Source organism: Falsiroseomonas sp. HW251, from assembly GCF_050563545.1.
Classification (GTDB): domain Bacteria; phylum Pseudomonadota; class Alphaproteobacteria; order Acetobacterales; family Acetobacteraceae; genus Falsiroseomonas.
The window spans coordinates 1-13,440 of sequence record NZ_JBNXUM010000022.1; the positions used below are offsets into that span (position 1 = coordinate 1).

Genomic DNA, 13,440 nt, shown 5'->3' on the forward strand with positions numbered 1-13,440 from the left:
GGCTGGGCCAGGCGCTCGGAAGCGCCGGCGTGGCGCTGCTGGACGGCGCGCCTGCCTGGCGCGTCGCGGCCGCCTCCGGCGCGCCCGGCGGCCTGCCCGGCGCGGCGGACGGGCCGGCGGCGCTGGTCCCGCTGGCCGAGGGCAAGGCGCTCGTCGCCTGGCGCGACACGCCGGCCGACGATGACGAACTCGCCCTGCTCGCTGCCCTCGGCCCCTCGCTGTCCGGCCTGCAGGAGGAAGCGGCGCGGCAGCAGGCGCTCGACCAGGCCGCGCGCACCGACCCCCTGACCGGCCTGCTCAACCGCCGCGGCTTCGCCGAGGCGCTGCAGGACGGGCGCCTGCATCAGCCGGAGGGCGTGCTCGCCTATCTCGACATGGACGGGCTGAAGCGGCTGAACGACCGGCACGGGCACCAGGCCGGCGACGGCGCCATCCGCGCCATGGCGGCGCGCCTCGCCGGCGTCGGCCATCCCGGCGCGCTGGCCGCGCGGCTCGGCGGCGACGAATTCGCGCTGTGGCTGCCGGGGCTCGACCAGGACACGGCCTGGCGGCTGGCCGCGCCGCTCGGCGCGCCGGCGCCGCTGCCCGGCCTGCCGGCGGCCGGGGAGACCGCGGTGGCCGCCAGCATCGGCCTGGCCGTCGCCTCCGCCACCGACGCGGACGACCAGCTTCTCTCCCGCGCCGATGTCGCGATGTACCGGCGCAAGACCGACCGGAGGGCGGCATGAGTGTCGCGCTGCGGGAATCGAGGCTCGGCGATGCCGCGTCGCGCGCGGCGCTCGCCGCGGACCAGGCGACCGCGCCGGAACTGCTGACCTGGCTCGCCGGCGACGCCGCGCCCGAGGTCCGCGCCGCCGTCGCCGCCAACCGCGCGACGCCGGCCCAGGCCGGGCTGCTGCTGGCGGAGGATGCCGACATCGCCGTGCGGGAGGCGCTGGCCAGGCGCGTCGGCCGGCTCGCGCCCGGGATCAGCGCGCCCGACCGCCTGGCCCGCATGACGCAGGCGACCATCGCCCGCCTGGTCGAGGACGCCGCGGTCGAGGTCCGCGCCGCGCTGTCGGCTGCCGTCGCCGGCCTGCCCGATGCGCCGCGCGACCTGATCCTGAAGCTCGCCGGCGACGCCGCCATCGCGGTGGCGGGCCCGGTGCTGCGCCTGTCGCCGCTGCTGACCGAGGCCGACCTGCTGGCCCTGGTCGCGGAGCCGCCGGGCCCGGGCACCCGCCGCGCGATCGCGGAGCGCGCGCAGCTGAACGAGATCGTCGCCGAGGCAGTCGCGGCCAGCGCCGACTCGCCCGCCATCGCCGCGCTGCTCGGCAACGGCTCCGCCGCGATCCGGGAGGCGACGCTGGACCGCCTGGTCGCCGGCGCCGCCGAGCAGCCGGCCTGGCAGGCCGCCCTGCTGCGCCGGCCGCGCCTGCCGCAGGGCGCGTCGCGGGCGCTGGCGCTGGTCGTCGCCGCCCATCTGCTGGAGGTGCTGGCCGCAAGGCCCGACCTGCCGGAGGACCTCTCGGCCACCGTCCAGGCCCGCATCGCCGCGCGGCTTGCCGCCGCCGAGCCCAGCGAGGCCGCGGCGAAGGAGGCCGCCGCGGCGGGCGACCGCCCTGCCCTGCTGTCGCTGCTGGCGGATGCGACGGGGCTCGAGACAGGGCGGCTCGAGGCCGCGCTGGCGCTGCGCAGCCCCCGCGTGATCGTCGCGCTGTGCTGGCGCGCGGGCTGGAGCGCGGCGCTGGCGGAGGAGGTGCAGCTCGCCCTGGGCGTGTCCCGCACGCGGCTGGTCAAGGCGAATATCGAGGGCAGCTGGACCCTGTCGGCCGGCGAGATGCAGTGGCAGATCGATCTGCTCGAGGAGTTGCCGGCCTGAGCGTCCGGGCCCCAGACCGGCGCGCCTGCCGCCGGTCCCGGTCCGGCGGCCGTGTCGTCACCCGCCCGTGAGCGCGGAGAACCCGGGCGGTCCCCCCGGCTTCGCCCCGGCGCGCGGCTTCGCTAGTCTGGCCGCCTGGGCAGGAGCCACGATGGCTGACGAAGACTGGAGCATCCCCGAGGAGTTGCGGCCCGACCCGGCCGACTACGACTTCGATCTTCCGCGCGCGCTCGGCAGCGTCGTCGCGCTGAAGTCGCGCGTGCCGTCGGACGCCTTCTCCGCCCGCACGCTCGGGACCGAGCGCGAGGGCAGCGGCGTGATCATCCGCGCCGATGGCCTGGTGCTGACCATCGGCTACCTCGTCGGGGAGTCCGAGAGCATCTGGATCACCACGGCGAGCGGCCGCGTCGTGCCCGGCCACGCGCTGGCCTATGATTTCGAGACCGGCTTCGGCCTGGTCCAGGCACTCGGCCGGCTGGAGGCGCCGGCGATGGAGCTCGGCGGCGAGATCTCGCCCGAGACCGGCGTGTCCACCGTGCTGGCCGCGGCGGCCGAGGATCCCGGCGGCGGCGCCATCGCCAATTCCGTCGTCGCGAAGGAGCCCTTCGCGGGCTACTGGGAATACCTGCTGGAGGAGGCGCTGTTCACCGCGCCCGCGCATCCGTCCTGGGGCGGCGCGGCGCTGATCGGGCCGGACGGGAAGCTGATCGGCATCGGCTCGCTGGTCCTGCAGCACCGCGACAAGCGCGGCCGACGGCTTGATCTCAACATGTGCGTGCCCATCACGCTGCTGCACCCCATCATGGGCGACCTGCTCAGCTATGGCCGGGTCAACAAGCCGGCGCGGCCCTGGCTCGGCCTTTATGCGGCGGACCAGGAGGAAGGGATCGTGGTCGCCTCCGTCGCGTCCAAGGGGCCGGCGGAGCGCGCGGGGCTGCGCGCGGGCGACCGCATCCTCGGCATCGACGGCAGCGAGGCGGCGGATCTGGCGGCGCTGTGGCGCAGCCTGTGGGCGCGCGGCAATGCGGGGGTGAAGGTGCAGGTCGCGGCCGAGCGCGACGGCCGCCGCTTCACCGTGCCGGTCGCGAGCGTGGACCGCGTCACCATGATGAAGGCGCCGCGGCTGCACTGAGCGCGCATGACGGTGTTCCACTGCCACATCGCGGTGTCGCTCGATGGCCGGATCGCGCGGCCCGACGGCGAGATCGATTGGCTGATGGACCAGGCGCCGCCCGAGGAATTCGGCGTGGACGCTTTCTACGCGGCCGTGGACGCCATCCTGATGGGCCGCGGCACCTATGACGCAGTGCGCGCGATGGGCGACTGGCCCTATCCCGGCAAGCCCGTCGTGGTGGTGACGAACCGTGCGCTGGACGATGCGCCCGACGGCGTGGAGGCGCGGTCGGGCGCCTTCGGCGCCATCGTCGCGGAACTCGAATCGCGCGGCTTCGCGCGGGTCTGGGTCGAGGGCGGCGGCGAGATCATCCGCCAGATGATCGCGATCGGGCGGCTCGACGTGCTAGAGATGGGCGTGATGCCGCGCGTGCTTGGCGCCGGGATCCCGCTCTTCCCGGAGGGCACGCCGGATACGCGCTGGCGGCTGGTGTCGAGTGCGGTGCGCAGCGGCGGCGCGCTGCATGTGGTCTACGAACGCGCGTAGCTCGACACGTTGAAGACGGGAGGCGGGCCCTTGCCGCCGCGGAGCTGCTCCGCGATCAGCTCCCCGATCACCGGCGCCAGCGTCCAACCGTTGAAGGTGACGGCGTGGAAGAGGCCCGGCACGCGCGGATCGGCGCCGAGGATCGGGCCCGGGATCAGCACGTTGATGCCCGTCCAGGCGCGGATGACGTGCAGCCCGTCGATCGCCGGCAGCACGCTGCGCGCGACGAAGAGGTTGCCTTCGATGCTGGCGCGCCGGTTGCGCGGGCGGCCCTGTACGTCGAGTTCGCCGGGCCAGGCGCCGCCCAGGATCAGGTGCCCGCCATCCCCCTGCTTCAGCGACAGATGGCGCGAGGCATGCAGCACCAGCGGGCGCAGCAGCTCGCGCGGCGCGGCCTCGGTCACGATGACCTGTTGGACGGTGGCGCGGACGGGGATCGGCGCGCCGAGCATCGCGGAGAGATTGGCCGACCACGGGCCGGCGGCGTTGACCACCCGCGCAGCGCGGATCGTGCCGCGCGGCGTCGTCGCAACGAAGCGCGCGCCATCGCGTTCGATGCGCTGCACCGGTTCGCGCGCGCGGATCTCGACGCTGGTTCTGCGGGCGAGGCGGAGCAGCGCGGAAAGGCCGCGCAGCGGGTCCATCTGGCCTTCCTCGGCGCAGAAGGCGGCTCCGGCGAAGCCCGGCGCGAGCCAGGGCGCGGCGGCGTAGAGCTCGTTGGCGCCGAGCAGCGAGGAGGTCACGCCGAAGTCGCGCTCCAGCGCGACCTTGTCGGCCAGCGCGCGAAGCTGGTCCGGCGTTTCCGCCAGCATGAGGCCGCCTTCCGTGCGGATCGCCAGCGCCTCGCCGGAATCGCGGGCGATGTCGCGCCACAACGAGATGGACCGCGGCCCGAGCGAGAGGATCTGCGCGGCTGCGCTGTCAGGCCCTTCCGCCGCGCCGGCGCTGTCATAGGCGTGGAGCTGGACGTGCAGGCTGCCCGCATTGGCGGTGGAGGCGCCCTGCCCGGGCTCGCCGCGATCGAGCAGGATGGTCGCGATGCCCTCGCGCGCCGCCGCGCGGGCGACGGCGACCCCGACCACGCCGCCGCCGATGACGAGGAGGTCGGTGTCGCACTTCGTAAAGTCGCGCGCCCTCCCCCGCTCCGCCGCCCCCTCCCCCGCAAGCGGGGGAGGGATGGGGTGGGGGTGCGAGAATGAGGGCGCGCTGCACGACGCACCCCCACCCCGCCCTCCCCCGCTTGCGGGGGAAAAACGAGTACGCGCGGGCTCGGGCAGATCCCACGCCTCCACCTCCGTCCACTCCGGCCGTTCCATCGCCAGCGCCATCGCCGGCACCGGCTTCACCGGCGCGCGCGGTGCGGCCCAGCCGTCGTCCTCCACCGCTCCGGCAAACCGCGCCACCGTCGCGCCGCACATCCGCCCCTGGCAGCGCCCCATCCCCGCGCGTGTCGCCTTCTTCAGCGCGCCGAGGCCCACAGCGCCGTCGGCCATCGCGGCGCGCAGCGCGCCCGCGGTCACTTCCTCGCAGCGGCAAATGACGGTCTCGTCGGCGACCTGCGTCACGTCGAAGCCCGGCACCTCGAACATCCGCCACAGCGCGTCCTGGAAAGCGATCGCGCGCGACAGCGCGCGGCGCGTCTGGGGCTCCTCCGGTGCGGCGCGGCCGAGATCGCGCGCCGCGGCGAGCCCCGCCAGGCGCCCGCGCGCGAAGGCGATGCGCGATCCGCCGATCTGCGCGCCGTCGCCGAGGGCGAAGACGCCCTCGACATCGGTGCGTCCATCGGCGTCGGTGATCGTCTCCAGCCGGCCGAGGCCGGCATCCACGAAGCGATGCGCGCAACCCAGCGCGCGGGCGAGCCCCGTCTCGGGCTGGAAGCCGAGGTTCAGCGCGACGCAGTCGGCGTCGAGGGCCAGCGCGCCGCGGGTCGTGGCGGCGTGCAGGGTCAGGCCCGCCTCCACGCGCTCCGGCACCGCGCCCCAGATCACGGGCACGCCGGCGCGGCGCAGCACCGCGAGATACCGCGCGCCGTCCCAGGCGAGGTCGGGCGCGCTCGCCGCAAGCCGCAGCGCGCTGCGCCACCGACGAAAGCCGGGCTTCGGCGCGGCCTCCAGCACCGCCGCGACCTCGGCGCCGCCCTCCACCAGTTCGCAGGCAAGCTGCAGGTTCAGCGGGCCGTTGCCCGCGATTACTACGCGCCGCCCCGGCGAGACTCGGTTGGCGCGCGCCAGCGTCTGCAGCGCGCCGGTCGTCATCACGCCGGGCAGCGTCCAGCCCGGGAGCGGCGCCGGCCGCTCATGCGCGCCAGGCGCCAGCACCAGGCGCTTCGGCCGCACCACGAGATTGCGCCCGTCCACCAGCGCCGCGATCTCGGTCGGGCCGAAGGCACCCCAGACCGTCGCGCCGTGGCGGAAGACGACGCCCGCGGCCTGTGCCCGCGCCTGCAGCGCGGCGGATTGCCGGAACTGCGCATCGGGCGCGGCGTGGGCGTGGCTCGCCGCGAGCGGCTTGAGATACTGCCCGCCCGGCGTGTCGCGCTCGTCCAGCACCAGCACGGCGCAGCCGGCCTCGGCCGCCGCGATGGCAGCCGACAGCCCGGCCGGGCCAGCGCCGACGACCAACACATCGGGCGCGATCTCCTCGGCCGCCGGCGCGGGCGGCGGCGCCAGCGGCGCGGCGCCGGGCGCGCTTTCCACGACCATGCCCGCCGCGACCTTCGCCAGGCAGGCCCGTTGGCTGGCGCGGCCGTCGATGGTCACCAGGCAGTCGAAGCACGCGCCCATGCCGCACCACAGGCCGCGCGGCGCGCCGCTCGCGGTCCTGCGGTAGGCCAGGATGCCGGCGGCCGAGAGGGCGGCGGCCACCGTCTCGCCCGGCAGCGCGGAAATGGGGCGGCCGTCGAAGCTGATGCCCACGGCTTCGGCAACGGGCCGGATGGCCTTGTGCGTCAGGCGCATGTCAGGGGGGTTGCCGGCATCATCGAATAACGGTCCGATGCTGCCACGAGAAAGGGACCCCGACCATGCCCGCCGAGCCATTCCGGGGCTGCTATACAGTCCTGATCACGCCCTTCACCGAAGACGGCGCCGCGGTCGACCTGAAGGCGCTGGAGCGCCTGGTCGAGTTCCAGATCCGCGAGGGCATCCGCGGCCTGATCCCGCTCGGCTCGACGGGCGAGTTCCTGTCCGTCTCGCCGGAGGAGCGCACCGCGATCGTCGAGACCGTCGTAAAGACCGCGCGCGGTCGCGTCCCCGTCCTGATCGGCACCGGAGCCGAGGACACGCGCGAGGTCGTGCGCACGTCCAAGGAAGCGGAATCGCTCGGCGCCGACGGCGTGATGATCATCCCGCCCTTCTATTCCGTGCCGACATTCGCCGAACTGGTGCATCACTACGACACGGTGGCCAAGGCGATCGGCATCCCGATCATGGTCTACAACAACCCCGCGACCGCCAACGTGGACATGACGCCGGCGATGCTGGCGGAGATCTCTCGCATCCCAAACTGCCGCTACGTCAAGGAAAGCACGCTGGAGGTGACGCGCGTGCGCGACATCGTCGCCCTGTGTGGCGACCGGATGGAGGTCTTCGCGGGCGTGCTGGGATACGAGAGCGCGTGGCTCGGCGCGATCGGCTGGGTCGCGGTGTGCAGCAATCTCGCGCCGAAGCTGTCCACCGAGATGTTCCACGCCGCCGCCTTCGACAAGGACATGGAAAGGGCGCTGGCACTGTACCGGAAGCTGGCGCCCCTGCTGCCCTGGGTGGGCGGGCCGCGCTACGTCTCCGGCACCAAGGCGGGGTTCCGGCTAATGGGGATGGCCATGGGCGACCCGCGCCCGCCGCGCCTGCCGCTGCCTGCCCAGGACGTCCCGGCGCTGGCCGGCGTGCTGCAATCGCTGGGCCTGCTGTCCGAAGGGGCGCGGCAGGCCGCCTGATCCAAGGAAGAGGGAGAACCACCATGCGTCGTCTTCTGCTGGCCGCCGTCGCGGCCCTGGTGCCGGGCATCGCACTCGCCCAGAACTGCCCCGCGCCGATCCCGGCGAGCGAGCTGGTCAAGCCCGGCACCCTTGTCATGTCCACCAATCCGACGCTGCCGCCGCTGCAGTTCGTCAACGCGCAGGGCCAGCTGCAGGGCATGCGCATCGAGCTCGGCAACGAGATCGCGAAGCGGCTCTGCCTGCAGCCCGAATATGTCCGCATCGAGTTCAGCGCGATGATCCCGGGCCTGGCGGCGCGCCGCTGGGACGTGATCAATACCGGCATTTTCTACACCGAAGAGCGCGCGCGGATGATGCAGATGATCCGCTACGAGAACAACGCGGTCGCGATCTCCGCCGCGCGCGGCAATCCGCTGAACATCCGCACGCAGGACGACCTGGCGGGCAAGACGGTCGGGGTCGAGCTCGGCGGCTTCGAGGAACGGACGCTGCGCAGCATGAGCCAGGCGCTGGTCGCCGCCGGCAAGCCCGCGATCGAGATCCGAACCTTCGACAACTTCGCCGTCGCCTTCCAGGCCCTGCGCGCGGGCCAGGTCCAGGCCGTGACGAGCATCGACGCGGTGGCCGCGGAATACGACCAGCGCGGCGACTTCCCACGCGTGCTGCACGGCATCAACGCGACGCCGGCGGCGCTGGCGATGCGCTCTCGCCCGCTGGCGGAGCAGGTGTCCTGGGCGCTGCAGCAGATGCTGGCGGATGGCTGGCTGACCAACCTGTTCACGCGATACGGCGTGGAGATCGCGGACCGGTCCTTCTCGATCGCCGGGCCGCAATAGTCTCCCCACGACAACGCTGCGCGTTGCCGCGGGGGCCCCGGTTGGCGCCAAGTCCTGCAAGGACGGCGCCGCCTTCCGCGGCACAGCCGCGGAAGGGCACCGGGGGGCGGCCACCGGCCAAGGCACGGCCGGGATGCGCGAAGTCGCACCGGCGGCAATAGAGAAACATGCACATCTGGTCCTGGTCGGGTTTCCTCGACTACCTCTTCAACCCCTTCCTGCTGGAAGGCGCGCTGGTCACGCTGTGGCTGACCGCGGCGTCGCTTGCCTGCGGGCTCGTGCTCGGCGTTGTGGTGGCGCTCATGCGACTGTCGGGCAACCGCGCGGTCTCCAGCATCGCGGCGACCTATTGCTGGCTGTTCCGCGGCACGCCGTTGCTGGTGCAGTTGCTGATCATCTACACGGGCCTGCCGCTCTTCGGCGTCCGCTTCAGCGTCTGGCAGGCCGCGCTGCTCGGCCTCTCGCTGAACGAGGCCGCGTACCTCAGCGAGATCGTGCGCGCCGGCATTCTCGCCGTGAACAAGGGGCAGAAGGAAGCCGGCATCGCGCTGGGTCTCTCCAAGGTCCAGGTCTTCCGCACCATCACCTGGCCGCAGGCGCTGCGCATCATCATCCCGCCGCTCGGCAATTCCGTGAACGGGCTTCTCAAGACGACCTCGGTCGCCTCCGTCATCTCGATGGAGGAGCTGCTTCGCCGGACGCAGATCCTGATCCAGGAACGCTTCATGGTGCTGGAGCTCTTCATCGCGGCCGCGATCTGGTACCTCGTCATGACGACGGCTTGGGAGTTCGTGCAGCGCCGGCTGGAGGAGCGCTACGGTCGCGGCTACGCGACGGACGCGGCCGATCACCGCTAGCATACAGGAGAGACACGATGCCCGACTACGATCTCGCGATCCGCGGCGGCCTGGTCGCCACCGGCTTCGGCGCGACGCGCTGCGACATCGGCGTCAGGGACGGCCGCATCGCCGCCATCGGCGAGGCGATCGCCGACGCCGCGCAGACGATCGACGCCGACGGCCTCTTCGTCCTGCCCGGCGGCGTGGACAGCCACTGCCACATCGAGGAGACCTCCCGCGGCGGCTACACCATGTCCGACGGCGAGCCGCAGGTCACGGTGAACGAGGAGAGCTTCGTCACTGCCTCGACCTCGGCCTTTGCGGGCGGCACGACCTCCGTCGTCTGCTTCATTCCGCAATGGAAGGGCTTCGGCATCTGGGAGCGCTACCAGGATGCGCGGAAGCGCGGCGAGACCGGCATGCTGGACTTCGCCTTCCACCAGATCATCAGCGACCCCTCGGACAAGGTGATGAACGAGGAAGTGCCGAAGGTCGTGGCGGAGGGCGTGCGCAGCCTCAAAGTCTTCCTGACCTACGAACCGCTGCACCTCAGCGACGCCGAATACATCAAGGTCCTGCTCGCGGCTCGCAAGCACGGCTGCCTGGTGACCGTGCATTGCGAGAATTACGACGCGATCGGCTGGCGGACGCAGGCGTTGCTGGCCGCCGGGATGACCGCGCCGAAGTACCACGCATGGTCGCGGCCACGCGTGGTGGAGCGGGAGGCGACGCACCGCGCCATCGCGCTGGCCGAGCTCGTGGACCAGCCGATCCAGGTCTTCCATGTCTCCTGCGAGGAAGCCGCCGAGGAGATCGCGCGCGCCCAGGCGCGGGGGCTGAAGGTATGGGGCGAGACCTGCCCGCAATACGTCGCGCTCACCGCGGCCGACATGGACCGGCCGGGCTTCGAGGGCGCGAAGTTCATGTGCAGCCCCTCGCCGCGCGACAACGCCGAACATCTCAGGATCTGGGAGATGATTCGCCGCGGCACGCTCGACGTCGTGTCGTCGGATCACTGCGGCTTCAGCTACGAGGGCGACCGCGGCAAAGCCGTCTCCGGCCGCGACGCGAGCTTCGAGAGGATCCCGAACGGCATCCCCGGGCTCGCCGCCCGCCTGCCAATCGTCTTCAGCGAGGGCGTGTCGAAGGGCCGCATCGGGCTCGAGGAGTTCGTAAGACTCACCGCGACCAACCCCGCGCGGATCATGGGGCTTTATCCCAGGAAGGGCGTGATCCTGCCCGGCAGCGACGCCGACATCGTGCTGTGGGATCCCACGAAGAAGGTCACCATCACGAACAAGCTGATGCAGCACGCCATCGACTACACGCCCTATGAGGGGCTCGAGGTCACGGGCTGGCCGGTCGCCAGCATCCGCCGCGGCGATGTCGTGATGCGCGACGGCACGGTGCAGGCGGAGCCCGGCACGGGACGCTTCCTGCCCCGCGGGCCTTATGACCTGGTCAAGCCTCGCGGCATCACGCCGGAGGGGTTCGGTGCCTAGCGCCGGATCCGCGAAGGCGGAACGCCGGAGCGGTGAATCAATCGCTCAAGCAATGCTTCAGCGCGGCCGCAGGCCGCGGAGCAGCGCTGCGAGGCCCGGCTCCGCGACCAGCGCGGCCGCGGCTTCGGGCCTGAAGAGCCGGCGCGTGCGTTCACGCCGCTCCGGCCAGTCGTGCAGAAGCCTCGCCACACGCAGGCGGAAGACAAGCACCTCCGTCGTCTGCACGACGCCACCTGCCAGGCGCTTCGGATAGAGATAGGAACCGAGCGGCTCGGCGTCGGCTTCGCCCTGGATCCCGGCTTCCTCGGCCGCCTCGCGCGCGGCCGAGCGGTGCGGCGGCTCCTGCGGCTCGATCCAGCCTTTCGGCACAACCCAGCGTCGCGTCTCGCGGCTGGTGATCAGCACGACACGCAGCGCGGCACCCGCGCCGATGACCGGCAGGGCCGCGCTTTGGCGGCGCAGGCTATTCCTTGGCAGCGGCTCCCCGGCCTGGCCGTCGGGCATTCCCGGCTTTGCACTCCGCCTCGCGCACCAAGGCGCCGGCAGACGCATCAGCGGCACGCGAGTCATGCCACGGGATTAGGAGACGCGGCCGCGCCGGAACAAGGAAAAAATCGATGCACACGCCGACAGAGCGCCGACAAATCAAGGATTTGTCGAGAAACGTCGTCGCGGCCGGCCGGCGTCAGAACCTGAGCCCCATGGCGCGGACCATCGCGCTGTCCTCCTCGTAGAACTCGCGGGCATAGGCGGCATAGGCCGCGCCGTCCGCATACATCAGCGGCATGTCGAAGCGTTCCAGCACGGCGAGATGCGCGGGGTCGTTCAGCGCGGCGCGGAAGGCGTCGTGCAGGATGCGCACGACGTCCGGGTCCATGCCGCGTGGGCCGGCCAGGCCGTAAGGCGAGGAGTTGACGATGTCCACGCCGGCCTCGCGCAATGTCGGCGCATCGGGGAAGCGCGGCGCCCGGCGCTCGCCCCAGGTCGCGAGCAGGCGCAGGCGGCCGTCGCGCACCAGCTCGGCCCAGACGCTGCTCTCGGCCGAGACGTTGATCTGGCCCGCGAGCAGCGCCTGGATGTTATCGGCGCCGCCGCGGAACGGGACGTGCACCCATTGGATGCCGCCCGACAGCTGCGCCATGCGCTCCATCGTGACGTCGAGCGTGGCCACGCCGGGCGAGCCATAGGTGATCCTGCCGGGATTGGCGCGCGCATCGGCCAGCAAATCCTGCAGCGTGCGCCAGGGCGCGTCGGCGCGCACGACGACGCCGAAGGTGTAGCCCACCAGGCGGATGATCCAGGTGAAGTCCGTCATAGGGTCGTAGGGCGGGCGCGCCATCATCACCGGCACGCGGAAGACGGAGTTCGGCATCACCGACAGCGTGTAGCCGTCGGGCCGCGTGCCGCTGGCGATGGCGGTGGCGCCGAGCGTCCCGCCGGCGCCTGCGCGGTTCTCGATCACGATGGGCTGGCCGAGCCGGCGCCCGGCGCCCTCGGCGAGCGCGCGCATCTGCAGGTCAGTCGTGCCGCCCGGCGGGAAGGGCAGGAAGACCCGGATCGGATGGTCCGGGAAGCGGGTCTGGCCGAGCGCGGGCCGCGCCAGCAGTCCGGCCCCGACAGCAAGCGTCATGCGGCGCGGGATCGGCATCGTTGTTCTCCCGTTCGTTGCGGACCCAGTCTAGTCGGGCAGGCCGCCCGCTGCCACCACCCGCCGGAGGTGATGATCCACGTCGCCGAACAGCACGCCGATCATGGAGAGCCGCTTGAAGTAGTGGCCCGCCTTGTATTCCTCGGTCATGGCGATGCCGCCATGCAGCTGGATCGCCTCCTTGCCGAGCTGGTCCGACAGCTTCCCGACCAGCGCCTTTGCCGCCGAGAGCGCGGTGGCGCGCGCCGCAGGATCGGGATCCTGCACCATCATCGCGGCGTACATCGTCATGCTGCGCGCCTGCTCGGTCGCCACGAGCATGTCGGCGGCGCGGTGCTGCAGAGCCTGGAACTCGCCGATCGCGCGGCCGAATTGCTGGCGGGTCTTGAGGTAGTCCACGGTGAGGTCACGCAGCGTCTCCATCGCGCCGACGGCCTCGGCACAGAGCGCGGCGATCGCCTCGTCCGCAACGAGTTCGATCAGCGGCAGGGCGTTGGCCGAGAGCAGCGTCGCGCGCGCGCCTTCCAGCACGACCTCCGCGCCGCGCAGCCCGTCCTGGGTGGCGTAGCCGCGGCGCGCGACGCCAGGTGCAGCGGGGTCGAGGAGGAAGAGGCCGATGCCGTCGCGCTCGCGCCGGCCGCCTGACAGCCGCGCGGAGACGATCAGCCGGTCCGCGCTGTCGCCGCTCAGCACGACGCCCTTGGCACCGTCGAGGAGCCACGTGTCGCCATCGACGCGTGCGGTCGTCGCGACGTCGTGCCAATCATGGCGAGCCTGGCGTTCCTGATGCGCGAAGGCCAAGGCGACCTCGCCGGCCGCGACCTGCGCCAGCAGATCGTCCTGCCCCGGCACGCGGCGAAGCAGGCCGAGGCCGAGCACGACGGTCGCGAAGAAGGGCTCCAGCACCAGGCCACGGCCCAGCGCCTCCATGACGATCATCGTCTCGACGGGGCCGCCGCCGAAGCCGCCCTGCTCTTCGCTCAGCGGCAGGGCAAGCAGCCCGAGCTCGGCCATCGTCGCCCAGTTCGCGTCGGCGTAGCCGCGCGGTCCCGCGCGGTAGGCCTTCCGCTTCTCGAAGTCGCCGTAGCGGTCGGTGACGAAGCGATTGACGCTGTCGGCGAGCAGGCGCTGGTCGTCGGAGAGATCGAAATCCATGA

General features: G+C 72.5%; 12 protein-coding genes. 8 read left to right on the forward strand and 4 right to left on the reverse strand.

Annotation, left to right across the window (positions count from 1 at the left end; genetic code table 11):
- The 4 genes from ACLF3M_RS23560 to ACLF3M_RS23575 form a co-directional block, all read left to right on the forward strand.
- On the forward strand, positions 1-728 hold a 728-nt coding region (locus tag ACLF3M_RS23560), incomplete at its 5' end, for a GGDEF domain-containing protein (RefSeq protein ID WP_430659432.1).
- Complete coding sequence (locus ACLF3M_RS23565; protein WP_430659433.1) at positions 725-1,861, forward strand: DUF2336 domain-containing protein; 1,137 nt, start codon at positions 725-727, stop codon at positions 1,859-1,861. The genes ACLF3M_RS23560 and ACLF3M_RS23565, both read left to right, overlap by 4 nt.
- 151 nt (positions 1,862-2,012) lie before the next feature.
- The gene (locus ACLF3M_RS23570; protein ID WP_430659434.1) at positions 2,013-2,993 is read left to right on the forward strand and encodes a S1C family serine protease; all 981 of its coding nucleotides are present in this window, start codon (positions 2,013-2,015) and stop codon (positions 2,991-2,993) included.
- A gap of 6 nt (positions 2,994-2,999) precedes the next feature.
- Positions 3,000-3,521, forward strand: coding sequence for a dihydrofolate reductase family protein (locus ACLF3M_RS23575; RefSeq protein WP_430659435.1), 522 nt, complete (start codon positions 3,000-3,002; stop codon positions 3,519-3,521).
- Here ACLF3M_RS23575 and ACLF3M_RS23580 read toward each other — a convergent pair.
- Positions 3,506-6,478, reverse strand: a complete 2,973-nt coding sequence (locus ACLF3M_RS23580; RefSeq protein WP_430659436.1) for an FAD-dependent oxidoreductase — start codon at positions 6,476-6,478, stop codon at positions 3,506-3,508. The genes ACLF3M_RS23575 and ACLF3M_RS23580 overlap by 16 nt on opposite strands.
- A gap of 65 nt (positions 6,479-6,543) precedes the next feature.
- Here ACLF3M_RS23580 and ACLF3M_RS23585 point away from each other — a divergent pair, with 65 nt between their 5' ends.
- The 4 genes from ACLF3M_RS23585 (at position 6,544) to hydA (ending at position 10,635) form a co-directional block, all read left to right on the forward strand.
- A complete protein-coding gene (locus ACLF3M_RS23585; RefSeq protein WP_430659437.1) occupies positions 6,544-7,455 on the forward strand; it encodes a dihydrodipicolinate synthase family protein in 912 nt (303 codons plus the stop codon).
- A gap of 23 nt (positions 7,456-7,478) precedes the next feature.
- Positions 7,479-8,294: an ABC transporter substrate-binding protein gene (locus ACLF3M_RS23590; RefSeq protein ID WP_430659438.1), complete on the forward strand. Its 816-nt coding sequence runs from the start codon at positions 7,479-7,481 to the stop codon at positions 8,292-8,294.
- Between the two features lie 167 nt (positions 8,295-8,461).
- Positions 8,462-9,151: an amino acid ABC transporter permease gene (locus tag ACLF3M_RS23595; RefSeq protein ID WP_430659439.1), complete on the forward strand. Its 690-nt coding sequence runs from the start codon at positions 8,462-8,464 to the stop codon at positions 9,149-9,151.
- Between the two features lie 17 nt (positions 9,152-9,168).
- Entirely contained in the window at positions 9,169-10,635 is a 1,467-nt protein-coding gene (gene hydA, locus ACLF3M_RS23600) for a dihydropyrimidinase (protein ID WP_430659440.1), read from the forward strand.
- A gap of 57 nt (positions 10,636-10,692) precedes the next feature.
- Here the strand turns inward: hydA and ACLF3M_RS23605 are convergent, their stop codons facing one another.
- From ACLF3M_RS23605 to ACLF3M_RS23615, 3 genes are all read right to left on the reverse strand, one after another.
- Positions 10,693-11,139, reverse strand: a complete 447-nt coding sequence (locus tag ACLF3M_RS23605; protein WP_430659441.1) for an NUDIX hydrolase — start codon at positions 11,137-11,139, stop codon at positions 10,693-10,695.
- Between the two features lie 181 nt (positions 11,140-11,320).
- Positions 11,321-12,283 (reverse strand): tripartite tricarboxylate transporter substrate binding protein, encoded by a 963-nt coding sequence (locus tag ACLF3M_RS23610; RefSeq protein WP_430659442.1) that lies wholly within the window; start codon positions 12,281-12,283, stop codon positions 11,321-11,323.
- A gap of 30 nt (positions 12,284-12,313) precedes the next feature.
- Positions 12,314-13,438 carry an acyl-CoA dehydrogenase family protein gene (locus ACLF3M_RS23615; protein WP_430659443.1) on the reverse strand — a complete coding sequence of 375 codons (1,125 nt, stop codon included), beginning with the start codon at positions 13,436-13,438 and terminating at the stop codon, positions 12,314-12,316.
- Positions 13,439-13,440 lie beyond the last annotated feature (2 nt).

What these genes read in the sequence shown, in the direction of transcription:
- ACLF3M_RS23565 (WP_430659433.1), top strand. Translation starts at nt 725, where the DNA reads ATGAGTGTCGCGCTGCGGGAATCGAGGCTCGGCGATGCCGCGTCGCGC.
- ACLF3M_RS23570 (WP_430659434.1), top strand. Translation starts at nt 2,013, where the DNA reads ATGGCTGACGAAGACTGGAGCATCCCCGAGGAGTTGCGGCCCGACCCG.
- ACLF3M_RS23575 (WP_430659435.1), top strand. Translation starts at nt 3,000, where the DNA reads ATGACGGTGTTCCACTGCCACATCGCGGTGTCGCTCGATGGCCGGATC.
- ACLF3M_RS23580 (WP_430659436.1), bottom strand. Translation starts at nt 6,478, where the DNA reads ATGCGCCTGACGCACAAGGCCATCCGGCCCGTTGCCGAAGCCGTGGGC.
- ACLF3M_RS23585 (WP_430659437.1), top strand. Translation starts at nt 6,544, where the DNA reads ATGCCCGCCGAGCCATTCCGGGGCTGCTATACAGTCCTGATCACGCCC.
- ACLF3M_RS23590 (WP_430659438.1), top strand. Translation starts at nt 7,479, where the DNA reads ATGCGTCGTCTTCTGCTGGCCGCCGTCGCGGCCCTGGTGCCGGGCATC.
- ACLF3M_RS23595 (WP_430659439.1), top strand. Translation starts at nt 8,462, where the DNA reads ATGCACATCTGGTCCTGGTCGGGTTTCCTCGACTACCTCTTCAACCCC.
- hydA (WP_430659440.1), top strand. Translation starts at nt 9,169, where the DNA reads ATGCCCGACTACGATCTCGCGATCCGCGGCGGCCTGGTCGCCACCGGC.
- ACLF3M_RS23605 (WP_430659441.1), bottom strand. Translation starts at nt 11,139, where the DNA reads ATGCCCGACGGCCAGGCCGGGGAGCCGCTGCCAAGGAATAGCCTGCGC.
- ACLF3M_RS23610 (WP_430659442.1), bottom strand. Translation starts at nt 12,283, where the DNA reads ATGCCGATCCCGCGCCGCATGACGCTTGCTGTCGGGGCCGGACTGCTG.
- ACLF3M_RS23615 (WP_430659443.1), bottom strand. Translation starts at nt 13,438, where the DNA reads ATGGATTTCGATCTCTCCGACGACCAGCGCCTGCTCGCCGACAGCGTC.